We start from the raw sequence: 22768 nt of genomic DNA, 5'->3' as shown, positions 1-22768 counted from the left end.
AGTGGACACAACATGCTCTTGTCCGGCCTGAATGTCCTTGTGGTCGAGGACGTGTTTATGCTTGCGGAGGACCTCACCGACCAGTTGACCCAAGCAGGATGCACAGTGATCGGCCCGGCACCTACGGTCAGACAGGCGCTTGCACAAATCGAGGGCGTTGCTCTGGACGGAGCCGTGCTGGATGTGAACCTTCGAGGCGAGCAAAGCTTTCCGCTGGCCGAGCATCTCACGCTCGGCGGTGTCCCTTTCATTTTCCTCACCGGCTACGACAGCATCACTGTCTTTCCCGACCAGTTTCGCGACAAGCCCAAGCTGTCGAAGCCGGTCGATTACAACCTGTTGATCGAAGCGGTGTCGCGGTTCCGCAAGAGCGATGCGCCGGACTGAGAAAGCCTGGCCTACGACATGGTGCGATCGCCTATCAACCGGCTCGCAAGCTCGACCAGATGCCGGATCGGCGCAGGCTTCGGCAGAAAAGGCGCGCCATGGAAGACAGGCGACTGGAAGGCCGGATCGTAGCCCGAATGCACGACAAAGGGCACACCCGCCTCCTTGAGGCGAGCGGCGGCGGCCCCCCTTTGGCCGTCGAGCAATTGGATGTCGATGATGGCCAAATCCGGTTGGTTGTCGTCCAGCCAGGTCGCGGCTGCCCGTTCCGAGGCCACGCAAGCCACCTCGAAGCCGAGTGCCCTTAAGCCATCCGCCACGTCGCAAGCGATCAGATATTCATCTTCAATGATCAGTGCCAAGGGCGCTCCCATAACGACCTCCTCTGACACGCTTACCTCCTCCTGGCACACTTGTTGTACTCCGCCGGCGAGGGAAGCGCACGACGTTTTGCCCGCAAACGGCTGCGCGGCTGCCGATAGGATTCGGGCCGGCTTGGTCCAAGCCTGCGTCCTCGCCCCGGCTGAGCTGGATCACGTCGAGGTCTGACAAGGCCGCGCGGGCCTCGAACAGGCGAAGAAATTCCGGCCTCAGCCCATCTCCCCGTGCGGCGGCAATCGCGTGCAGGGGCATAAAGGTCTTTATCGTCCGATCCTTCACAGACTTGCCTCCATCACAATGCGGCGGCCTTTTCCCGCCTTGCCTCATCGAAATCGACCGACAAGATTACATCGCCGTCGCCGCCGCGAACCCGAACCGCCCAGCCCTCCCGCCGAGCTTCGGCAGCCGGATCGTCGAGAAGATCGATCGCGGAGCGCAACGCTTCATCATGAACAGCTTCGAGGTTGGGCAATTCCACCCCTTCTAGCCGCCTCAAACTGCCACCGTCACGATATTCGAATGTGTAGAGATCCTGGCCCACGTCGGTTGGCCTCTCGACGGCGGGTCGGACGGCATCCACGGACCCGTCCTGGCCTTGCGCAGACCGGCCGCCGAATGCAGCACACTGAACCATCAGCTCTTTGGCGCGATCGACAAGCGCGGCATCGCCGGGCAACGGGTCGGACACAACCATGGTGACAGCGATCTTTTCCCCGCCCTCGCCGAGAAATTCGACCGTCACGTCTCCAGGACCGGCATGTATCGCTGTGTCGAGAACTTGCATTCCTGCCTCTTCGTCTCCGTGTCGAGGATACAAAGCTCGCCTGCTCCTGAAAGTTCCGCCGGAGTTCACGAATCGACTTGGATAGCAGCGCCCGACATCCCGCAACGCTAGCGATGAACTCGAAGGCAGCGCCCTGATCGATATCCGTCTTAAAGACGCGGTTGGAACAGCGGGGCCGGAAACAGGTTTGGAAACAAAGGAGGCGCCGAATGTCACCCAACCAACGCACGCCCGCCGAAGCCCGCGGCGAAATCCAGGCCGGCAGGACGCAGGACAAGACCCCTGGGTTCGACCCTGCGGCGGCGCCGCAGGAGACGGATGCCGAGGCCGGCGATGTCCCGACTTCCGCCAAGCCGGCAGGGCCGCGCGAACCGAGCTTCACCAACCAGGCAAGCTTTGCCAACGCGATGCGGCCGCCAGAGAACGCGCCCGGCCTGCAGCCGCGCAGGAACGGCCCGGTGCTGGTGATCGTGGCGCTGGTCGTCCTGGCCGCGGTTGTGTTTCTGCTCGCCGCGATCTTCCGCCAGGTATGAAAGGAACATCGTTCCCCGTCCCAGGTTTGATAGCGCAAGGAGGTAATTGCGATGCCGCGCTTGAGAAGTTTGTTTCGTCATCTATGGCGCTGGAAAGCGCAGCCGACCACGAACCCGTCTCCGGTGGACGCCATCGTGCGGCTGCTCCGCGAAGCCGAAAAGCAAGGCAGATCCCGGCGTTCGGGATAATGGCTGAAAGCGTCCCTCGGCTAGTGCGTTTCACCGTTTCACGGAAACGGCGAAACGCCCTATCTCTTTGTTTTTTACGCAATTCCGGACGGAAAACCGCTCACACTTTTCCTGTAATTGCTCTAGCGTCTCCGGCGGATCGAGCAGTCGCCGCAGTCAGTCCTCGTCATAGATATGCTCGTGGATGATGCCGAGGATCTGCAGCTTCACCGTTTCGCGGGCCTCCGGCCGCACGAAGGGCATCAGAAGGTCGACCGTCTCCTCCACCCGCCGCGGCAGGTCGGCGCTCGGGTCGCTCAGATAACTGCCATGGGCGTACAGGTTTTCGGTCAGCTTCTTGTTCAGGTCGGAAAAGAGTCCCATAGCCATTGCTCCTTGCTGATCCAACAGCCGGAGCGCCCACGCGGTTCCCACTGCCGACGCCATTCGGGAACCCCGCGCCGGGGATGGCCACGATCTTGGAGCGACGCCCAGGCCGACGGACAGCCGCTCGATTGAGCTCAGCGGAATAAATGCGGCAGCCTGACCCCGCCTGCCGCGCGCCATTATAGGGCCTCCTCCCCTCCAACGGCGCCAGGTTTTCGGCCTCTCAACCTTTCTGGCTGCGCTCGACGAATTTGTTGAAGCGGCTCGTTCCACCGCTGCCGGCTTTATCCTGATGCAGGAAGGCGAGATCGTTCTCGTCGAAGATGCGGAAGAATTCGTCCCATTCGATTGGCTCGAGCGTGTCTTCGGGCTCGCCGAAGTCGATGCGCAGAATGCCGCCCTTGCCTTTCGTGCGAACGACAGCCGGCTGGCCATTCCGTTCTTCTACCCACTTGCGGATTTCGTCGTGATTGGTGGTCGTCTTGGCCTCGGACATGGACTTTCCTTTCTGCAGCGGGGACCGATGAGCGGTCCTAACGGCAGCCAACAGGCAATGTTCCAGATGGTGGAACGGCTCCCTGTCGAAGCTGCGGCACCTCCTGCGACGGGAACTTTGTTGAAGCAGGGAACAAACCTTTTGCCGCGCAGTTCGGGGCGCCGAAGCCAAGTCCACAAGGGAGTCATCGTGAAACGTGTATTGGTTACGGGAGGTTGCGGCTTCATCGGCCGCCACGTCGCCCAGGAACTCACCGACCATGGTTATCAGGTGCGCCTGCTCGATGCGCTTGTCGATCAGGTGCACGGCGCCGAAGCCATCAACCTCCCTGCGGGGGCCGAACTGATCAAGGGCGACGTGCGCGACCGCGACGCTGTCGCCGAAGCGGTTTCCGACGCCGATGCCGTGATCCATCTGGCGGCCGAGGTTGGCGTCGGCCAGTCCATGTACGAGATCGCCCGCTATGTCGGCGCGAACGATCTCGGCACCGCGGTGCTGCTGGAGACATTGATCAAGCATCCGGTCGAGCGGATCGTCGTGGCGTCCTCCATGAGCATCTATGGCGAAGGCCTCTATCAGACTCCGGACGGCGAGCGGATCGACAATGCGCGCCGAAAGCCTGCCGATATAAAGGAGGGCCGCTGGGATTTGGTATCGGCGACCGGCCAAGCACTGTCGCCTCTTCCGACGGACGAGGAGAAGCGGCCCGATCTCGCCTCGATCTACGCGCTGACCAAATATGCGCAGGAACGCGCGGTGCTGATCTTCGGCCAGGCCTACGGCGTCGATGCCGTTGCACTGCGCCTGTTCAACGTGTTCGGCGCCGGACAGGCGCTTTCCAATCCCTATACCGGGGTCCTCGCCAATTTCGCTTCGCGCCTCGCCAATGGCAAACAGCCGACGATCTTCGAGGACGGCGAGCAGAAGCGCGATTTCGTCCATGTGCGCGATGTCGCCACCGCGTTCCGTCTGGCGCTGGAGCAGCGCCAGGCAGCCGGCCACGCCATCAACATCGGCAGCGGCCGCGCCTATTCGATCAGCGAGGTGGCCCGGCTGCTTGCCAAGGCCATGGGCGTTCCGAAGCGCCCCGCCGAAATTCTCGGCAAGGCGCGCTCCGGCGATATACGCAACTGCTTCGCCGACATTGCCAAGGCGCGCGAATTGCTCGGCTTTGAGCCGAAGCATCGACTGGAAGATTCGCTCGGCGAATTCGCGGCATGGGTTCGCAACAGCGTCGTTATCGACCGGGGCGCCGACATGCGGCGCGAGCTGGAAGAGCGGGGATTGGTCTCATGACCCAGGGCCACCGGCATCCGCGCAAGGCACCGATAGCCGTCATTGGCGGCAGCGGCTTCATCGGCTCCAACCTGGCCGACAGCCTGCTATCCGATGGCGAGGCCGTGCTGGTCGTCGACAATCTCAGCCGCCCGGGCGTCGAGCAGAATCTCGACTGGCTGGCGCAAAAGCATGGCGACCGGCTGAGCGCCAAAATCGTCGACATACGCGATGCCGGCGCACTGGCAGCGGCGCTGGCGCCGGCAAAGGCGATCTTTCACCTCGCCGCCCAGACCGCCGTGACGACCAGCCTGACCGATCCCGCGCAGGATTTCGACATCAACCTCAAAGGCACGTTCAACGTGCTGGAGACCGCTCGCAGCACCGGCGCCCCGGTAGTCTTCGCCAGCACCAACAAGGTCTATGGCAGCCTGCCCCAGATCGCGGTGCGGCAAGCCGATGATCACTACGAGCCGCTCGACGAGAAGGTGCGTGCGAGCGGGGTCGATGAGAAGGTAGGCCTTGATTTCTGCACGCCCTATGGCTGCTCGAAGGGCGCGGCCGATCAGTATGTGCTCGACTATTCCAAATCCTACGGACTGCCGACAGCGGTGCTGCGCATGAGCTGCATCTACGGGCCGCGCCAGTTCGGCACCGAGGACCAGGGCTGGGTCGCGCATTTTCTTCTCAGCGTCTTGTCCGGCCGGCCGATTACCGTTTACGGCGACGGCAGGCAGGTGCGCGACATCCTGCATGTGTCCGATGCCGTAGCCGCCTATCGCGGCGTGTTGGCCAGGATTGAGGCCCTCAAGGGCCAGGCGTTCAACCTGGGCGGCGGCCCGAGCAATGCGGTCAGCCTGCGCGTGCTGCTGGCGGAGATCGCCGATATGACGGGCAGCGACGTCGCGCTTCGCCACGACCGCGAGCGCGTTGGCGACCAACCCTTCTTCGTCGCCGACACGCGCAAGCTGCAAGCAGCGATCGGCTGGCAGGCGCGTGTCCCATGGCGCGAAGGCGTCAGCGATCTCGCCAGCTGGCTGCTGCGGCATCGGCTCCAACCGCACCCCGAAGCCACGAGGTACGTCGCATGAAGGTAGCGCTGGTCAATCCTCATTGGACATACGAGCACAGCATCTATTTCGGCTGCCGCCAGCCGCATCTGCCGCTGGAGCTCGGCTACTCGAAGGCGATGCTGGAAGCCGAAGGGCACGACGTGCTGATGCTGGACGGCTTGCTGCAAGGGCTGGACAACGCCGCCCTTGCGGAAAGCGTTGCGGCTTTCGCACCGGACATGACCGTCGTGACAACCGCGCCGACCTATCTGTTCTGGCGCTGCGCGCCGCCCGAGCTGCGCGTGCCGGCGGAATTCCTCAATCATCTCGCCGGGCGCGGCGGACGCACGGTGGCGGTCGGACCGCATGGCTCGGCGACGCCGGCGCCGACCCTGCGCAAGCTCGGCGTCGATGTCGTCGTGCGCGGTGAATGCGAGGAGGTCGTGACGGAGCTTGCACGGCAGAGCGACTGGAGCAAGGTTGCGCATACGGCCCGGCTCCAGGACGACTTTCCAGTGTGCAATGGCGGGGTGCATGCCAGCCCGTTCGTCGATCATCCTGCGCTCGCCTGGCCGTCCGACTGGATCGCCGCGCATGGCCACCACCACCACAGGTTCGATGCCCACCAGAAGGGCGCCGGCGCCGAGGTGGAAGCGTCGCGCGGCTGCCCCTATAATTGCAGCTTCTGCGCCAAGATCGATTTCCGCGATGCGTATCGGCGCAGGAAGCACGATGCCGTCATAGCCGAGATCGACGGTTTGATCGCTCAAGGGGTCGGCTACATCTATTTCATCGATGAAATCTTCCTGCCGCAGAAGGCGTTGCTGGAAGCGCTGGTCGACCGCGATATCCAGTTCGGTGTCCAGACCCGCATCGACCTGTGGAAGCCGGACCTGCTCAAGCTGCTCGGCGAGGCCGGCTGCGTCTCGATCGAAGCCGGCCTTGAAAGCCTGACCGTCGAGGGCCGTGCGATGCTCGCCAAGCGATGCCGGCTCGACACGGAGGATCTGGCCGCGCTTTTGGTCGATGCCCGTCGCCACGTGCCTTTCGTTCAGGCCAATCTGATCGGCGTGGTCGAGGACGACCCGGCGCTGGTGGACTATTGGCGCAAGCACCTCATCGATCACGGCGTTTGGGCGAACGAGCCCGTGCCGCTCTATCCCTATCCGAGCTCGCCCAGCTACCGCGAACTCTGGGGCGAACCCGACGATATTGCCTGGGAGCGAGCGCATGAGCACTACCTCGCCTCCTTCCGATCCTTCAGCGACATCCAGGACCAGCGTCCGCATGCGCTGGCTGAGTTGGAGTCCTCATGCTGCAATCACTGACCCATCGTCCGCGGCGCATTCTGATGACGACCGACGCCGTCGGCGGAGTCTGGCGCTATTCGCTCGATCTGGCGCGGGAGCTGGCGGCCAGCGGCGACAGCATCGTGCTTGCCGGGCTGGGACCCGAACCTTCCCCCGAACAGGCCCGGGAGGCGCGGTCCTTCGCCACTCTGGTTTGGCTGAAATGCCCGCCGGACTGGATGACGCGCGACACGAAAGATCTCGACCGGTTGCCCAGCGAATTGCAGGAGCTTGCGTCGGACTATGCAATCAATCTCGTACATCTCAATGCGCCGGCGCACGCAGCCGGTCTTGAGCTGACTTGTCCGATCGTCGCGGTATCGCATTCCTGCGTGGTCACATGGCTGCATGCAGTGCGGGCGCAAGCGCCCGAGGGCGATTGGGCTTGGCAACGAGAGCGCAACCGGGCCGGATTCGACCGCGCCGAAGCCATTGTCGCGCCGAGCCGAAGCCATGCCGCCATGCTCGGAGCCTGCTACGGTCCGATCGCCGGCTTGAGCGTCGTCCACAATGGCGCGCTCCCAGGCTCGGCAGGCGCGCATCGCGAGTCCTTCGTTCTCGCTGCCGGCCGCTGGTGGGATGAGGGTAAAAACGGGTTGGCGCTCGACGCCGCGGCTGCCTTGTGCGGCCCTCCCGTTTTCGCCGCAGGCGAAACGGAAGGCCCGGACGGACAGCGCCTGTTCTTTGACAATTGCATCTCGCTCGGCTCGATCAGCCATTGCGAGGTTCGGCAATTGATGGCGCGGGCCAGCATGTTTGTCTCGCCGTCCATCTACGAGCCTTTCGGGCTGGCCGCCCTGGAGGCAGCCTCTGCGGGCACCCCCCTGGTGTTGGCGGACATCGCCACCTACCGCGAGATCTGGGACGGAGCAGCGACGTTCTTCGACGCGCGCGATCCCCACGCGCTTGCCGGCTGCATCGCCATGCTCTCACGTGACGAAAGCTTGCGGCGCCATTTCGGTCAGCGCGCCGCCCGACGGGCGCGTAAATTCTCGCTCAGCGCCCAGACGGCGCGGATGCGAGAGGTCTACGATCGGGCGGCGACGGCCATGGCAGGGCTTTGACCATGCGCTTCCTGTTTTACACCCACTCCGCCGTTTCCGACTGGAATCACGGCAACGCGCATTTCCAGCGCGGCATCATGCGCGAGCTCGTCGCGCGCGGACATGAGGCGGTCGCGCTGGAGCCCGCCGACGGCTGGAGCCGATCGAATCTGCTTGCCGAGCAAGGCCCTTTCGCCATCGAGCGTTTCCGCAAGGATTTCCCGGAGCTGATGGCGCTGACCTATGGGCCCGGCTTCGCGCACGAAGCCTGGCTCGCCGACGCGGATGTCGTGATCGTCCACGAATGGACGGACAAGGATCTTGTCGCGCGCATCGGACAGGCGCGAGCCTATGGCAATTTCACGCTCCTGTTCCACGACACTCATCACCGCGCCGTATCGGCGACGCAGGCGATAGCGGCACTTCAGCTCGAGCATTATGACGGAGTGCTGGTCTTCGGCGAGGTGCTGCGCGAGAGCTATCTTCGCGCCGGCTGGGGCAAACGGGTCTTCACCTGGCATGAGGCGGCGGACGACCGGCTGTTCAAGCCGTGCCCGGATGTCGAGCCCGTCTCCGACCTCGTCTGGATCGGCAATTGGGGCGACGACGAACGCAGCGCCGAGATCGCCGAGTTCCTGATCGAGCCGGCGAGCGCTCTCGCGCTGTCGGGAACCGTGCACGGCGTGCGCTATCCTACCGATGCCCGAGCCGCGCTTGCCGAGGCAGGGCTGCGCTATGATGGCTGGATTGCCAATGCCGACGTGCCGAAGAGCTTCGCCAGGCATCGCGTCACCATGCACATCCCCCGCCGGCCTTATCGGGAGAGCCTGCCCGGCATTCCGACCATACGCATGTTCGAGGCGATGGCCTGCGGCATTCCGCTGGTCTCGGCGCCATGGTCGGATGTCGAAGGACTGTTCCGTGCCGGCACGGATTTCCTGTTCGCCCGGAACGGCGCCGAGATGCGGGGTCACCTTCGCGACGTGCTGAACGACAGCCAGCGTGCGGAGGCGCTGGCCGCGTCCGGCCGGGAAACCATCCTTGCGCGCCACACATGCCGGCACCGCGTCGACGAGTTGTTCGACATCCTCGCCGCATGCGGCAATCGCGAGGTCGCTGAAATCAAACCTGCAAGGGAGGCCGTCGCATGAAGATCGCCTTTTACGGATCGAGCCTTCTGTCGTCCTACTGGAACGGCGCGGCCACCTATTATCGGGGCTTGCTCAAGGCGTTGTCGAAGCGCGGCTATGACATTGTCTTCTATGAGCCCGATGTATACGATCGCCAGAAGCATCGCGATATCGAGGCGCCGGACTGGTGCAGCGTCGTCGTCTACGAGCCGACAGCGCATGCGCTGATGCAGGTCGCCTCGCGCGCCGCGCAGGCAGACGTCGTGGTCAAGGCAAGCGGCGTCGGTTTCGAGGACGAGGCGCTGCTGCATGCGGTTCTCGACAACGCTCGCCCGGATGCGCTGACCGTGTTCTGGGACGTCGATGCGCCGGCGACCCTAAGCGAGCTGCGCAATCATGCCGAACACCCGCTGCATGAGGCGTTGACGAGGATCGGCCTTGTGCTGACCTATGGCGGCGGCGATCCCGTGGTTTGGGACTATCGCGCGCTCGGCGCCGCGGAATGCGTGCCGATCTACAACGCGCTCGATCCTGAGACACATCATCCGGTCGCCGCGAATCCGCGCTTTGCCTGCGACCTGGCTTTCCTCGGCAATCGGCTGCCCGACCGCGAGGCGCGCGTCGACGCCTTCTTCCTCGATCCGGCCCGTGTGCTTGGCAGCCAACGCTTCCGGCTCGGTGGATCCGGCTGGGGCGACAAGCCCTTGCCGGCGAACGTTTCGTGGCTCGGCCATGTCGGTACGCGCGATCACAACGCCTTCAACGTGACGCCGAAGGCGGTGCTCAACATCAGCCGCGACAGCATGGCGGCCAACGGGTTCTCGCCCGCGACACGTGTCTTCGAAGCGGCGGGCGCGGGCGCATGCCTAATCACCGATGCGTGGCTCGGCGTCGAGTTGTTCCTGACCCCAGGCGAAGAGATCCTGGTCGCGCGGGACGGTGCCGACGTCGCCGAGATCGTGCGCACGCTGACCCCGAAACGGGCGAAGGCGATCGGCGCCGCAGCGCGGCGGCGCGTTCTGGCCGAGCATACCTACACGCTGCGAGCCCAGCTGGTGGACGACATCTTCAAGGCGCATTTCGAGCGCCGGGCAATGGAGGCCGCGGAATGACGAAACCGCTCGACATCGTTTTCCTCGGACTTTCGTTGTCCTCATCCTGGGGCAACGGCCACGCGACGACTTTCCGGGGACTGCTGCGCGCGCTCAACGAGCTCGGCCATCGCGTCACCTTCCTCGAACGCGACGTGCCCTGGTACGCGCATCACCGGGACCTGCGCGACCCCGATTTCTGCGACTTGCGCTACTACCAGACAGTCTCCGAGCTGCCCCGCAATCACCGGCAGGAGTTGCAGCGGGCCGACGCGGTGGTGATAGGCTCCTTCGTGCCGGAAGGCAGGGCCATCATCGACGACCTCGCTTCGCTGTGCACTGGACAGTTCTGCTTTTACGACATCGACACGCCGGTGACGCTGGCGCGGGTTGCCGAGGACGATTGCGATTACCTTGCCCGCAGGCAGATCCCCTATTTCGACGTCTACTTCTCCTTCACCGGCGGACCGACGTTGCAGCGCCTCAGATCGGAGTTCGGCGCCCGCCGAACGGAGCCGCTCTACTGCTCGGTCGATCCAAAGCGGCACCATCGCACCAGAGACGCGATCGAATGGGATCTCGGCTATCTTGGAACATACAGCGCCGACCGGCAGCTCGCCCTCGAAACGCTGCTGCTGGAGCCGGCGCGGCGCCTGCCGGAGCGTCGCTTCGTCGTCGCCGGCTCGCAATATCCGTCCGATATCGCCTGGCCGGACAATGTCGAGCGGATCGAGCACCTGCCGCCCGCCGAACATGCCGCCTTCTACAGCCGCCAGCGTTACACGCTGAACCTCACGCGCGCGTCGATGATCGCGGCAGGATGGTCGCCCAGCGTGCGGCTCTTCGAGGCCGCTGCCTGCGGCACACCGATCATCAGCGACCGCTGGCCCGGTCTCGATAGCTTCTTCCCGGAATCGACGATCGAGACCGCAGCCAGTGCCGGCGACGTGCAGGAAATCCTCACAGCCAAATCGGAGCGGGCCAGACTCGATATGGCCCGTTCGGCACGCGAGGCGGTGCTTGCAAGCCACACCGGCGGCGCTCGGGCGCGTGAATTCGTTCAGGCTTTGACCCAATCTGTCCATGCGCGCGCGGCGATCGATCTGAACGTGGAAAGTGCAGCATGAATAGCAGACAGGAGACTTTGCAGATGCGGCGATCAAGAAGGGTTCAGCAGACACAGACGGCGCTTGTCGCCGGCGGTGCCGGTTTCCTCGGTTCGCATTTATGCGAGGCCTTGCTTCACGAAGGGTATCGCGTCATATGCGTCGACAACTTTCTTACCGGCCGAATGGAGAATGTCAGCTCGCTGATCGGCCAAGCCCGGTTCCGGCTGATCGAGCAGGACGTTTGCGTCCCGCTGGAACTCGGCGAGACTGTCGACCGCGTTTTCAACCTGGCCTGCGCGGCATCGCCGCCCCGCTACCAGGCCGATCCGGTCCACACCACGCGCACCTGTGTGATCGGAACGCTCAATCTGCTCGAGCTCGCCGCAAGCAACGGCGCCCGCTTCCTGCAGGCGTCGACCAGCGAAGTCTATGGCGATCCGGAACAGCACCCACAGCGCGAGGACTATGTCGGCCACGTCAACTGCACAGGACCGCGCGCCTGTTATGATGAAGGCAAGCGCACCGCGGAGACGCTCTGCTTCGATTATCTGCGGGCCGAGATGGCCGATATTCGCATCGCCCGCATCTTCAACACCTATGGTCCCAGAATGGACCCGGCCGACGGCCGCATCGTGTCCAACCTGGTCATGCAAGCGATCGAGAAACGGCCGCTGACGATATTCGGCGACGGCCGGCAAACCCGGTCATTCTGCTATGTCAGCGACATGATCGAAGGATTGCGGCGCCTTATGGATGTCGATCCCAATCCGCGACAGCCGGTCAATCTGGGCAATCCCGGCGAGTTTTCGATCCTTGAACTGGCAAGGCTGGTTCGGGAACTGACCGGCACCAAATCGCCCGTGAAATTCCTGCCCTTGCCGCAGGACGACCCGCGCCGCCGGCGGCCCGACATAGGCCGCGCAAGGGCGCTTCTCGGCTGGTCGCCCAAGGTGCCTCTCAGGCAAGGCCTGCTGCAAACCATCGTCTTTTTCTCGAGCCTCGACGACCTCGCGATGGAGCCCATCGCTCCGGTCAACAGGACTGAGGCCGGAAAAGTACGGAACCTTCAGCTCTGAGGCGTGGCTTCTTTCGCGGTAGCGGAACAACCGACCGGGATTGCGGTTGGACATGACAACCGTCATGGAGAAGAACTGTGCAGCCGAAGCGATCAATCAAGGACATCGACCAGATGGCGGCCGCCGAAACCGCCGCGTTCCTGCGGCGAGCCTCCATCACCTATCTCGAATGTTGCGTCAGCCTCATGATGACACATCTGCAGCGCGAGGAAGTGGCCACAATTCTGGAGCAGGAAGCGGACATGCTGCGCAGGCTGGACTGATCAGCTCCTCGCGCGCTCGATAAAACGCGAAAGCCCGGTTTCGTAGCGGTCGGCGGCGCGCGTGGCCCTTACCCGCTCATCGCCGTGTGTCGACTGTCCGGCCATCGTCCATAGCCCAAGCTGGAAGGCGAGATAGCAGGGCTCCATGTAATCCACCAAAGAATGATCGACGGCACGCGACACTTGTGCCTCAATGCCTTGGATGAGCCGCGAAAGCTCGGCGGCGGAAAGCTCATATTCCACCGTCGCGCCTGCAATGTCCCAGGCTATGTCCTGACAGCCGACAATGTCGTGCGAGCGGCAATGATCGACGGCGTCCGTCTTGAGCAGGGTTCCCTCCGGCCGAACCAGAAATTCCCACGGGTGCAGGCGTCCGTCGATCTCGATCCTCCGCAGGAAGGGATGTGAGGAGTGGCGGGCGAACCAACCCCTTAATGCTTCGGCCGGCCCTTCCCCCAAGGCTTCCCTGCAGTTTTGCACGGTCATGTCCGCAAGCCCATCCAGCGACGCGCCGGCCTCTTCGGTCGGCAACTCGGCAGCGCGCCAGCCGAGATAGCGTCCAAGCCATTCGACCAGCAGGTCCCTGGCCAGCTCTGTCCGATCCAGCCTGTCCGCATCTGTCCAACGCTCGATCAGGAAGCCGTGGCAGAGTCCGGCGGGCTGCGTTCCAAAACCGGCCCTGTGCACCCACCTCGCCGTGTGCAGCTTGTGCTGGCCGGTCCCGCCGAGACCGGCGAACTTGACCAACCAACGCTCCGTGCCCGCCAGTGCCATGAATTTTCGCCGCTCAAAGCCGGCAAACACCGGAGGCCAATGCTCCGGTGGCGTGGAAATATGCTTGCGCCATTCGCCGCCGGAAATCTCGCAGAGTTCGACATCGACCTTGCCGAGCAGGTTCGCCACCCAGTGGCGAAGGTTCGGCGCGACGCATCCATCGAAGGCCGCTTCGAAATCCGCGACATGGCGCGAGCAGTGGCTCCAAATAGCCTGCATGTCTGCCGAAGCTTGCACGCCCGGCCCGCCGCGGTGGCTCGGGAACAAATGAATGCGCTCCTGGTCGATGCCCTGCCGGCGCAGCCAGGCAACGACAGCATGAAAGGAGCTGCCGGAGAGCCCCGGACCTTCATCAACGATGGCAAATTTGGCATGAGGTCTGTCGCGCCAGCCGCCGAGGAGTTCGGGCGCGGCGCATATGTGGCGGCTAAACGGGTGCCCGATCGGCCTCACACTGATGGGCGGCGGCGCATGCAGCGCGGCGGCGACCATCGCCGCGAGACCTAGACCGATGCTGCGGATCCCGATGACGCAGGTGTTTGCGTCGAGGCCCGACTGCAGCGCCGCAAGCAGATAGGTTTCCGGATATAGCGCATAAAGCGCGTAGCCTTCGGCCGGGCCGGTGATTATTTCGCTGCTACAATCGATGGTGGCAAGCTTCGCAAGCAGCAACGGGTCGAGCGCTCCGCTCCGGACAAATCCTTGTTGCCAGGATCGCAGCACTTCCTCCGACAACTCGACGAGAATTTCCGACCCCAGCTTCTGTGTCGACGAATTGCAATCGGCACCCCTGGTGTCGAATTCCGCATCGGCAAGGCCTTGCACAAGTTCGGAGGCACTGACGAAAAGATCGACCACGGCGGCGTGACGTTCGATACCGGCGGGCAGATCGCCGATTGCTGCCGCTGCGGCCAAGTCAGCTTCCCTGAGCTGTTGTGCGCTGCGCGTTCGCTTGTGGTCGCCGAAGACGATCATGCGGCTCCTATCCCGCTGTCTGGCCGCCAACGCGAAGCGGCGCCTCTTTGATCCGAGATCCGGCTCAGCAATTTTTCACGGCGCGAAGGAACATTCGAGGTCGCTCCCGGTTCGGCGCGAGGAACTTACCTTCAGCAAAGAGGCAGCGGTTCGTGACATCGAAGAAAGTTCGCATCGGCATCGTTGGCGTGGGCAATTGCGCGTCATCTCTTGTGCAAGGTCTCTCCTACTATCGCCACGCCAACGGCAACGAGCCGATCCCCGGGCTGATGCATGCCGACCTCGGCGGCTATCATGTCGACGACATTGAGGTCGTCTGCGCCTTCGATGTCGCGAAAAACAAGGTTGGGCGCGATGTGGCGGAAGCGATCTACACCGCGCCCAACAACACCTTCCGTTTTGCTGATGTCGCGCCGACCGGCGTCCGTGTGGAGCGCGGCCCAACACTCGACGGCATCGGCAAATATCTCCGAGACGAGATCGAAGAGTCGGATGAACCGGTAGCAGACGTAACCGGCCGGCTGCGGGGGAGCGGGGTCGAGGTGCTGATATCCTATCTTCCGGTCGGCTCCGAACAGGCGACGCGCTTCTATGCCGAATGCGCGCTTGAGGCCGGCTGCGCCTTCGTCAATTGCATTCCTGTCTTCATCGCCTCGCGGCCGGAATGGCGCCAGCGCTTCGAGGAGCGCGGCCTTCCCCTCGTCGGCGACGATATCAAGAGCCAGGTCGGCGCAACAATCGTGCACCGGCTGCTCGCCAATCTCTTCCGGGAGCGCGGCGTGCGCATCGATCGCACCTATCAGCTCAACTTCGGCGGCAACACCGACTTCCTCAACATGCTTGAGCGCGAGCGGTTGGAATCGAAAAAGATTTCCAAGACGCAATCCGTCACCAGCCAGATCGACGTCCCGCTCGAGGCCGGCAACATCCATGTCGGCCCCAGTGACCATGTCCCGTGGCTGACTGACCGCAAATGGGCCTATATACGGGTCGAAGGCACCACCTTCGGCGGCGTGCCGCTCAATGCCGAGCTCAAGCTGGAGGTCTGGGATTCGCCCAATTCCGCGGGCGTGGTCATAGACGCCGTCCGCTGCGCAAAGCTGGCCCTCGACCGTGGCATTGCCGGCGCGCTCACAGGCCCCAGCAGCTACTTCATGAAGTCGCCGCCCCAGCAGTTCACCGACGCCGAGGCGCGCCTGCGCACATTGGCCTTCATCGCCGGCGGGGACGAGCCGTTGCTCGATGCCGCCGAATGACCACGACTTTCTTTCTCATCCGCCACGCGGCTCATGATCATGTCGGGTGCTACTTGGCCGGGCGGCTCGATGGCGTTCGCCTCGGCGAGGCCGGACAGGCGCAGGCGCTGCATCTCGCGCGCCGCATGGCGCGCGAGCCGCTCGCTGCCATCTTGAGCAGTCCGCGCGAACGCACGCTGGAGACCGCAAAGCCGATCGCGATCGCCTGCGAGGTCGAGAAGATCGCGATCTGCAAAGAACTCGATGAGATCGACTTCGGCGAGTGGTCCGGCAAGACCTTCGAAGAACTGAACGGCGACGCAAGCTGGCGGCTTTGGAATGACCAGCGCCAGAGCGCCCGCACGCCGAGCGGCGAGACGATGCTGGATGTCCAACACAGGATCGTCGGCCTGATGGATGCGTTGCGCGAGAATGGGCAGGGTCAGTGCATCGCCCTTATCAGCCATGCCGACGTCATCAAGGCAGCCGTCTGCGCGATTCTCGGCCTGCAGCTCGGCGACTGCTTCCGCTTCGATATTGCGCCGGCCTCGATCACCACAGTCGTTCATGGCGACTGGGGTTCCAAGCTCATCCGCCTCAACGAACTCCCCTGACGGAGCGGCTGGCGATGCGCATGGTCATATTCGGTCTCACCGTCACGTCCTCATGGGGCAACGGCCATGCCACGCTCTGGCGCGGGCTGATAGGCGCTCTGGCCCCATTTGGCTGGTCGATCAGCTTCTTCGAGCGCGACACGCCCTATTACGCCGGTGCCAGGGACCTCGACCGGCTCGATGCCTGCAACATCATTCTCTACTCGGACTGGGAGAGTATCCGCCATGAGGCTGAGGCCGCGATACGGCAGGCCGACGTGGTCATAGTCACCTCTTATTGTCCGGACGCCGTGAGGGCCTCGCGGCTCGCCAACGAGAGCTGTCGCGGGCTGAAGGTGTTCTACGATCTCGATACACCGGTAACGCTGGCGAGAATCGAGCAAGGTGACTATCCGGCCTATTTCGAGCCGGATGGCCTGCGCGATTTCGACCTGATCCTGAGCTATACCGGAGGACCGGCGATCGATGCGCTGAAGGGTATTCTCGGCGTGCGCCATGTCCTGCCGCTCTACGGACATGTCGACCCCAACCGGCACCGGCCGGCCCCGCCACGGTCCGAGTTCGCCGGCGATCTCTCCTATCTCGGAACCTATGCCGAGGACCGGCAGGCGGCCGTGGAAAGACTGCTCGTAGCTCCAGCGGCCCAACTGCCGAACCGCCGCTTCATCATCGGCGGCGCACAATATCCAGCGGACTTTCCATGGAGCGGCAATATCTTCTTCGTCAGGCACCTGCCGCCCGCGGATCACCCCGCCTTCTTTTCCTCCTCGCGCCTGACGCTGAACGTCACCCGCGAAGCGATGGCGCGCAAGGGCTGGTGCCCGTCAGGCCGGCTGTTCGAGGCAGCCGCCTGCGGCGCCGCGATCATCTCCGACGATTGGGCCGGCCTCGACAGCTTCTTCACGCCCGGCAGCGAGATTCTGTTGGCACACGCTACCGGCGATGTCGTCGCCGCGCTTGGCCTGTCGGACAACGAAATCGAGGCGCTTGGCCGCCGCGCCCGTGAACGCGTCCTCGACGAGCACACGTCCGCGCACCGCGCCGCCGAACTCGATCGCATCTTGAACGCCGCCGCGTCCATGGCAGATGGAGCAATGGAGGAAGCCGTCTGATGTTGGGGATCGTGCCTGCCGCGGGCCGCGGCAGCCGCATTCAGCCGCTGGGTTTTTCCAAGGAGCTGTTGCCGGTCGGCAGCCGGCTGGACGGGCAGACCGAGCGCCCTTGCGCGGTGAGCGAATATCTGGTGCGGCGGATGGTCCGAAACGGCGTCGACCGCATCTGCTTCATCATCGGTTCCGGCAAGTCGGATATCCTCGAATACTACGCCGCCGGCTATGACACCGCCGCTGCAATCTTCGTCGCGCAGCCCTCCCCGATCGGACTGTGCGATGCGATCTTCCGTGCCGAGCCGCTGGTCACGCCGGAAGAAACGGTCCTGATCGGCCTGCCGGACACGATCTGGTTCCCCGAGGACGGCTTCTGCCGCCTGGCCGACGACCGGCTGTCCTTTCTGATGTTTCCGGTCGATCGCCCGGAACTGTTCGACGCCGTCGTCCTGGATCAGGGCGGACGTGTCGAGCAAATCCAGGTCAAGCAAGCTGATGCCGCAACAAACTGGGTCTGGGGCGCCTTCAAGATGCCTGGCCGTATCTTCCACCAGCTCGCGGCACTGTGGCGCCAGCGCGACGGCTTCGACGAGTATTTCGGCACGCTGATAAACGCTTATCTCGCAGCCGGAGGCGAGGCTTACGGCGTCAAGGCCGGAACGGCCTATGTCGACGTCGGCACTTTCGACGGATATCGCACGGCGCTCAGGCTGCTCGAAAGCAACGATGTCGTTGAAGATGAGACCCCGCCGATGTTCGCATCGCAAGATCTCTCAACGGTGCCAACCCTTCCAGGCGAAGGAGCTTAGCCATGCTGCATTCCAGCACGGAAATACGCCGCCGCATCGACGCGCTGGGACCGTGGTTCCACAATATGGAGCTTGCGGGCGTGGAAACCGCGCCGGATCATTTCCTCGGCAATTATCCACTGATCAAATGGCGCAAATTCGCGGATGCCATTCCGACTGACCTTTCGGGCATGTCCGTGCTCGATATCGGCTGCAACGCCGGCTTCTATTCGATCGAGATGAAGAAGCGCGGCGCCGATCGCGTGCTCGGCATCGATTTCGACCAGGCCTACCTCGCCCAGGCGCGCTTCGCCGCCGAGATCGCCGGCTGCGATATCGAATTCCGGGAAATGTCCGTCTACGACGTCGGGGCGCTTGGCGAACGCTTCGACATCGTGCTGTTCATGGGTGTGCTCTACCACCTGCGCCATCCGCTGCTGGCGCTCGACCTGATCCGCGCGCATGTCGCAGGCGACCTGATGATCTTCCAGTCGATGCAGAGGGGCAGCGGGGACGTCCTGCCGCTCGAACAGAACTACCATTTCTGGACACGCGACCTCTTCGATCGACCTGAATTTCCGAAACTGCACTTCATCGAGCATCGCTATGCGGACGACCCAACCAACTGGTGGATTCCAAACCGTGCCTGCACCGAAGCGATGCTGCGCAGCGCCGGCTTCGAAATCGTGCTGCACCCTGAGGACGAGGTCTATTTCTGCCGTGCGGCGGGCAATCCGGCCGACGGCGCCGCCGTCTATCCCGCGAAAGGAGAGGCCGATGATTGAAGCCGCGATGATCTGGAACGAGCCCAACAACAAATCGCATTGGGATCCCGAGCTCGATCCGGACTGGAGCCGTTTTGCCTCGATGGCAATCCTGGCCGCCGATGCGATCGACCGGGAAAACCCGGCCGTCACGAAGGTGCTGGGCGGTATTTCGCCGATCGATGCCGGCTTCATGACACGCATGAAGGATTTCGGCGTGCTCGACCATGTCGACGCCGTCGCGGTTCATGGCTTCCCGCTCGACTGGAATCTCTGGCAAATCGACGAATGGCCGCAGAAGCTCGGCGAGATCGCCGCCATCACCGATCTGCCGATCTGGGTCAGCGAAGTCGGCGTGTCGACCTTCGGCGCCGAGGAGATCCAGCTCTGGGGTCTGCGCCGCACGGCCGAGCTGCTGCTTGGCATCGCGCCGCGGGTGCAGTGGTACAGCCTCTATGACCTGCCGCGTTCATGGGAGGCGACGACGCGCCATCGCGAGGCGGAAGGCTCGTCCTATTACAGGCACTTCTACATGGGCCTGCTGCGCGAGGACGGCACGCCCAAGCCGGCACTCGAGGAGTTCGTGCGCCACACCCCGCAAATGGGCCTGGTACAGTGGTTCCATTTCGAGGACCATCGGCTGGATGATGCCGTAGCCTGGATGCACCGACTGGGCGTGACGCACCTGCGCACTGGCCTGTCTTGGGCGGACAGCTTCCGGCCGAACGCGCTGGGCTGGTTCGATCGCCAGATGGAAGCGCTCGCCGACTTCAACGTCACGGTGACCTTCTGCTTCACGCCTGAACATCGGGGTCTTCAGCCCCACCACACAAGTCCGCCGCAGGTGCCCGAGGAATTCGCCGAATTCTGCGCCGCGATGATCCGCCGCTACGCTCCTGCGATCAGCGACGACATGACACGAACGCGGCGCGTGTCGGCGGCATGCTGAATCCCGGCTCGATCGGCGATGACACTGACTGTCCTCAACGTCGCCTACCCCCTAGCGCCTGTCGGGCCGGATGCGGTCGGCGGCGCCGAGCAGGTGCTGTCGGCGCTGGACCGGGCGCTGGTTGAGAAAGGCCACCAGTCGGTTGTCGTCGCCTGCCACGGGTCAAAGACGGCCGGCGTCCTGGTGGAAACGCCGGCCGAAGCAGGCGTGCTCGACAAGGCGGCGAAGGACCGGGCCCAGCAGGCGCATCGCGACGCGATCGCGGCCGCCCGGGCGCGCTGGCCTATCGACGTCGTTCACCTCCACGGCATCGACTTCGATGCCTATCTGCCCACCGACGGCCCAACCCTGGTGACGTTGCACCTGCCGCTGGGCTGGTATCCCTCCGAAGTGCTTGGGCCGTCGCGCGAGGACCTGTGGCTGCACGCGGTCTCAGAGGCGCAGCACCGGACAGCGCCGGCAGGGTCGAGGCTTGCGAAGCCTATTCCAAACGGCGTCGATATCGATGCGCTGAACGAGTCCCGGCTGCGGCGCGATTTCGCTTTGGTGCTCAGCCGCGTCTGTCCCGAAAAGGGCATCCATCTCGCAATCGAGGCAGCCAAGCGCGCCGGCACTCCCCTGGCGATCGCCGGCCAGGTCTATCCCTATGACACACATTTGCGCTATTTCGCCGACGAGGTCCGTCCTCGTCTCGATCGGCAGCGGCGTTTTCTCGGGCCGCTGGGGTTTCGCGCCAAACGGCGGCTGCTCAACGCCGCCCGCTGCCTGGTCGTCCCCAGCCTTGCCGCCGAAACAAGCTCGCTTGTCGCAATGGAGGCGCTTGCCTGCGGCACGCCGGTCGTCGCTTTCCCGAATGGCGCCCTTCCCGACGTCGTCCAGCATGGCAGAACCGGATTTTTGGTCAATGACGTCGAGGAGATGGCTAAGGCCATCGTCCATTCTGGAGCGCTGGACCATGAGACCTGCCGGGCCGAGGCGCGCCGCCGCTTCTCGCTTGAGCGCATGGTCACATCCTACATGGATGCTTACGAATCGCTGGCGAAGCTTGGCACCCGCCGCGCCTTGCTGGGGACCGCCTGATGGGCGGTCTGCGCACCGAGATCATTCGCGATCCAGGGACGTTCGAGGACCTCGAGCCGTGCTGGTGGCAGCTCTGGGGACGGAGCATCTCGGCCACGCCGTTCCAGTCTCCTGCCTGGCTCATTCCCTGGTGGCGTACATTCGCGCCAGGCGATCTCACCGCAATTGCCGTGTGGAGCGGAGACGAACTCGCCGGACTGGCGCCGCTCTATATCGAAAGGCATGACGGCGGTCAGCGAATGCTCCCCATCGGAATTTCGCTGAGCGACTATCTCGACATTTTGTGCGCGCCGGAACTGAAGGCGGAGACTGAGGCCGCCATAGCCGAAGCGGCGCTGTCGCTGGAATGGTCGCAGTGGATCCTGCCCGATCTCTCGGCCGACGCCATATCGCTGAGCCTTGAGCTGCCGAATGCCGAAGAGCGCCGATCGATGGCGCACGCGGCCTGTCCTGTGCTGTTGCTCGACGGCGATCGGACTCTGGCCCGCTCGGTTCCGGCGAGACGGAGGCGTCAGTTGCGCCGCGCCGAGAGAGCTGCCCGGCGAAAAGGAGCCGTCATTGTCAGCCGCGGCGAATCCGATCCGCAGACATTTCTCGACAGGCTCATCCGACTGCATGGCGCGCGCTGGACCCGCCATGGCGGTGGCGTCCTGTCCGACACGGCTGTGGAATTTCATCGCCGGGCCCTGCCGCGGCTTGCCGATAACGGCATGGCGCGATGCTTGACGATCCAGATCGACGATGCCGTCGTCGGCGCCTATTACGGTTTTCATCACCGCGACCGGGCCTATGCCTATCTTGGCGGTTTCGATCCGGCCTATGCCGACGAAAGCCCCGGCGCGATTCTGATCGGGCATGCCATCACCGGAGCCGCCAGCGAGGGCGCGCTGGAGTTCGATTTCCTGCGCGGCAGGGAAGGTTACAAATATGGCTGGGGCGCGAAGGACCGCTGGACGGCGCAGAAGGTCTGGACCAGGAGCGCATCGCCGTGAACGTCGCGAGGCAACCCGGCGCGATTGCCAGGCGCCTGCTCGAGGATTGCATGACGGACGGCCTTTCCGTCGACAACGCGCTGGCCAGATTGGCCGTTTATACCGAGAAGACGACCAGCGCGGCGCAACTGGCGGATATCGCGCTGGATATGCGTCCAAGCCATGCTCCCCGGCGATGCTGGCTGGAGGAGGTCGCCACGATGCTTCGTGGCAAGGCGGACGCCTTCGACAAGGTCCGCAGAGCGGCTGCCTGCGTGTCGCATGACCGGCCGGATAGCGAACCGGCCGCCATGACCGTCAAAAGGCTGGCCGGCAGCTTCGATCGGGCGGCCGCCATATCTCCCGCGGCCAGCGTCCAGTTGTCCTCGCTTGGCGACGAGCACAGGCTGTCGACCACCACCGCCGAGATTGTCGCATGGCTGGAACAGCAGGGCTTCGTTGGTGCCCATAAGCACATACTCGACATCGGCTGCGGCATCGGGCGTCTCGAACATGCGCTCGGCACCCACGCAGGATATGTCGTCGGCATCGATATCTCGTCGCGAATGATCGAAATCGCGCGCCGGCGATGCGCCGGCCTTGCCAATGTGGAATTTCACCTGACCTCAGGCCTTGATCTCGGTGATTTCGCCGAGGCAAGCTTTGATGGCGTGCTGGCCCTGGACAGTTTTCCTTACCTGGTGCTCGCCGGGGTTGCCGAGCGGCATTTCATCGAGATCGCGCGCGTGCTGCGGCGGGGAGGAATGGCAGCGATCCTCAACTATTCCTATCGGACATCGCCGGGTATCGATTCTGGCGACATCAGCCGTCTTTCTCATGCATGCGGCATGGACCTCGTGGTCGACGGCGAAATGCCGTTCGGCAGTTGGGACGGCATGGTCTTTCTTGTCCGTCGTGACGGCGGAACATAACGCACCGGCGGCAGTTCGGTCACCGAACAGTTCCAGGCCAGCAGAACAGGGAGAAG

General features: G+C 63.9%; 25 protein-coding genes. 20 read left to right on the top strand and 5 right to left on the bottom strand.

Features of this window, described 5'->3' with window-relative positions; genetic code table 11:
- Positions 1-12 precede the first annotated feature (12 nt).
- A complete protein-coding gene (locus LB525_RS08310) occupies positions 13-387 on the top strand; it encodes a response regulator (RefSeq protein ID WP_224527708.1) in 375 nt (124 codons plus the stop codon).
- Between the two features lie 11 nt (positions 388-398).
- On the opposite strand, the gene LB525_RS08305 is transcribed toward LB525_RS08310, so the two are convergent.
- A complete protein-coding gene (locus tag LB525_RS08305) occupies positions 399-749 on the bottom strand; it encodes a response regulator (protein ID WP_224527705.1) in 351 nt (116 codons plus the stop codon).
- Between the two features lie 311 nt (positions 750-1060).
- Entirely contained in the window at positions 1061-1552 is a 492-nt protein-coding gene (locus LB525_RS08300) for a DUF6894 family protein (RefSeq protein ID WP_224544262.1), read from the bottom strand.
- A gap of 209 nt (positions 1553-1761) precedes the next feature.
- Between LB525_RS08300 and LB525_RS08295 the strand changes: the two genes are divergently transcribed.
- Positions 1762-2085 carry a hypothetical protein gene (locus tag LB525_RS08295; protein WP_140542275.1) on the top strand — a complete coding sequence of 108 codons (324 nt, stop codon included), beginning with the start codon at positions 1762-1764 and terminating at the stop codon, positions 2083-2085.
- A gap of 345 nt (positions 2086-2430) precedes the next feature.
- On the opposite strand, the gene LB525_RS08290 is transcribed toward LB525_RS08295, so the two are convergent.
- Together LB525_RS08290 and LB525_RS08285 are read right to left on the bottom strand one after the other, a co-directional pair.
- Positions 2431-2637, bottom strand: coding sequence for a hypothetical protein (locus LB525_RS08290; RefSeq protein ID WP_140542319.1), 207 nt, complete (start codon positions 2635-2637; stop codon positions 2431-2433).
- Between the two features lie 226 nt (positions 2638-2863).
- Positions 2864-3136, bottom strand: a complete 273-nt coding sequence (locus LB525_RS08285) for a hypothetical protein (RefSeq protein WP_140833344.1) — start codon at positions 3134-3136, stop codon at positions 2864-2866.
- Positions 3137-3325: 189 nt separating this feature from the next.
- On the opposite strand from LB525_RS08285, the gene LB525_RS08280 reads away from it, so the two are divergent.
- The 9 genes from LB525_RS08280 to LB525_RS08240 all read left to right on the top strand — a co-directional run bounded on the left by LB525_RS08280 (position 3326) and on the right by LB525_RS08240 (position 12524).
- Positions 3326-4432 carry an NAD-dependent epimerase/dehydratase family protein gene (locus LB525_RS08280; protein WP_224544261.1) on the top strand — a complete coding sequence of 369 codons (1107 nt, stop codon included), beginning with the start codon at positions 3326-3328 and terminating at the stop codon, positions 4430-4432.
- Positions 4429-5502 (top strand): NAD-dependent epimerase/dehydratase family protein, encoded by a 1074-nt coding sequence (locus LB525_RS08275; protein ID WP_224544260.1) that lies wholly within the window; start codon positions 4429-4431, stop codon positions 5500-5502. The genes LB525_RS08280 and LB525_RS08275 overlap by 4 nt, the downstream gene beginning before the upstream one ends.
- Complete coding sequence (locus LB525_RS08270; protein WP_224544259.1) at positions 5499-6791, top strand: TIGR04295 family B12-binding domain-containing radical SAM protein; 1293 nt, start codon at positions 5499-5501, stop codon at positions 6789-6791. The genes LB525_RS08275 and LB525_RS08270 overlap by 4 nt, the downstream gene beginning before the upstream one ends.
- Positions 6776-7876, top strand: coding sequence for a glycosyltransferase family 4 protein (locus tag LB525_RS08265; RefSeq protein ID WP_224544258.1), 1101 nt, complete (start codon positions 6776-6778; stop codon positions 7874-7876). Before LB525_RS08270 ends, LB525_RS08265 begins: the two co-directional genes overlap by 16 nt.
- Positions 7877-7878: 2 nt before the next feature.
- Positions 7879-9006 (top strand): glycosyltransferase, encoded by a 1128-nt coding sequence (locus LB525_RS08260; protein WP_224544257.1) that lies wholly within the window; start codon positions 7879-7881, stop codon positions 9004-9006.
- Positions 9003-10097: a glycosyltransferase gene (locus tag LB525_RS08255; RefSeq protein ID WP_224544256.1), complete on the top strand. Its 1095-nt coding sequence runs from the start codon at positions 9003-9005 to the stop codon at positions 10095-10097. The genes LB525_RS08260 and LB525_RS08255 overlap by 4 nt, the downstream gene beginning before the upstream one ends.
- Complete coding sequence (locus tag LB525_RS08250) at positions 10094-11203, top strand: glycosyltransferase (protein ID WP_224544255.1); 1110 nt, start codon at positions 10094-10096, stop codon at positions 11201-11203. Before LB525_RS08255 ends, LB525_RS08250 begins: the two co-directional genes overlap by 4 nt.
- A complete protein-coding gene (locus LB525_RS08245; protein WP_411971007.1) occupies positions 11200-12261 on the top strand; it encodes a UDP-glucuronic acid decarboxylase family protein in 1062 nt (353 codons plus the stop codon). Before LB525_RS08250 ends, LB525_RS08245 begins: the two co-directional genes overlap by 4 nt.
- 113 nt (positions 12262-12374) lie before the next feature.
- The gene (locus LB525_RS08240) at positions 12375-12524 is read left to right on the top strand and encodes a hypothetical protein (RefSeq protein WP_224544254.1); all 150 of its coding nucleotides are present in this window, start codon (positions 12375-12377) and stop codon (positions 12522-12524) included.
- On the opposite strand, the gene LB525_RS08235 is transcribed toward LB525_RS08240, so the two are convergent.
- Positions 12525-14273 (bottom strand): hypothetical protein, encoded by a 1749-nt coding sequence (locus tag LB525_RS08235; RefSeq protein WP_224544253.1) that lies wholly within the window; start codon positions 14271-14273, stop codon positions 12525-12527.
- A gap of 152 nt (positions 14274-14425) precedes the next feature.
- Here LB525_RS08235 and LB525_RS08230 point away from each other — a divergent pair, with 152 nt between their 5' ends.
- From LB525_RS08230 to LB525_RS08190, 9 genes are read left to right on the top strand one after another with little or no spacing between them, the layout of a single operon-like run.
- Positions 14426-15529: an inositol-3-phosphate synthase gene (locus tag LB525_RS08230; RefSeq protein WP_140844510.1), complete on the top strand. Its 1104-nt coding sequence runs from the start codon at positions 14426-14428 to the stop codon at positions 15527-15529.
- Complete coding sequence (locus LB525_RS08225; RefSeq protein ID WP_140844516.1) at positions 15526-16122, top strand: histidine phosphatase family protein; 597 nt, start codon at positions 15526-15528, stop codon at positions 16120-16122. Before LB525_RS08230 ends, LB525_RS08225 begins: the two co-directional genes overlap by 4 nt.
- 14 nt (positions 16123-16136) lie before the next feature.
- On the top strand, positions 16137-17234 hold the full coding sequence (locus tag LB525_RS08220; RefSeq protein ID WP_224544252.1) for a glycosyltransferase: 1098 nt from the start codon (positions 16137-16139) through the stop codon (positions 17232-17234).
- Positions 17234-18037 carry a nucleotidyltransferase family protein gene (locus LB525_RS08215; RefSeq protein WP_224544251.1) on the top strand — a complete coding sequence of 268 codons (804 nt, stop codon included), beginning with the start codon at positions 17234-17236 and terminating at the stop codon, positions 18035-18037. The genes LB525_RS08220 and LB525_RS08215 overlap by 1 nt, the downstream gene beginning before the upstream one ends.
- A 2-nt stretch (positions 18038-18039) precedes the next feature.
- Positions 18040-18801 (top strand): TIGR04290 family methyltransferase, encoded by a 762-nt coding sequence (locus tag LB525_RS08210; RefSeq protein WP_224544250.1) that lies wholly within the window; start codon positions 18040-18042, stop codon positions 18799-18801.
- A complete protein-coding gene (locus LB525_RS08205) occupies positions 18794-19729 on the top strand; it encodes a beta-xylosidase (protein WP_224544249.1) in 936 nt (311 codons plus the stop codon). Before LB525_RS08210 ends, LB525_RS08205 begins: the two co-directional genes overlap by 8 nt.
- 18 nt (positions 19730-19747) lie before the next feature.
- The gene (locus tag LB525_RS08200) at positions 19748-20809 is read left to right on the top strand and encodes a glycosyltransferase family 4 protein (RefSeq protein WP_224544248.1); all 1062 of its coding nucleotides are present in this window, start codon (positions 19748-19750) and stop codon (positions 20807-20809) included.
- On the top strand, positions 20809-21801 hold the full coding sequence (locus LB525_RS08195) for a GNAT family N-acetyltransferase (protein ID WP_224527671.1): 993 nt from the start codon (positions 20809-20811) through the stop codon (positions 21799-21801). The genes LB525_RS08200 and LB525_RS08195 overlap by 1 nt, the downstream gene beginning before the upstream one ends.
- Complete coding sequence (locus LB525_RS08190) at positions 21798-22712, top strand: class I SAM-dependent methyltransferase (RefSeq protein ID WP_224544247.1); 915 nt, start codon at positions 21798-21800, stop codon at positions 22710-22712. Before LB525_RS08195 ends, LB525_RS08190 begins: the two co-directional genes overlap by 4 nt.
- Positions 22713-22768: the final 56 nt, after the last annotated feature.

Source organism: Mesorhizobium sp. CA16, assembly GCF_020165175.1.
Classification (GTDB): domain Bacteria; phylum Pseudomonadota; class Alphaproteobacteria; order Rhizobiales; family Rhizobiaceae; genus Mesorhizobium.
The sequence above is the reverse complement of the archived record's forward strand: the minus strand, read 5'-3'. Positions and strand labels throughout refer to the sequence as shown.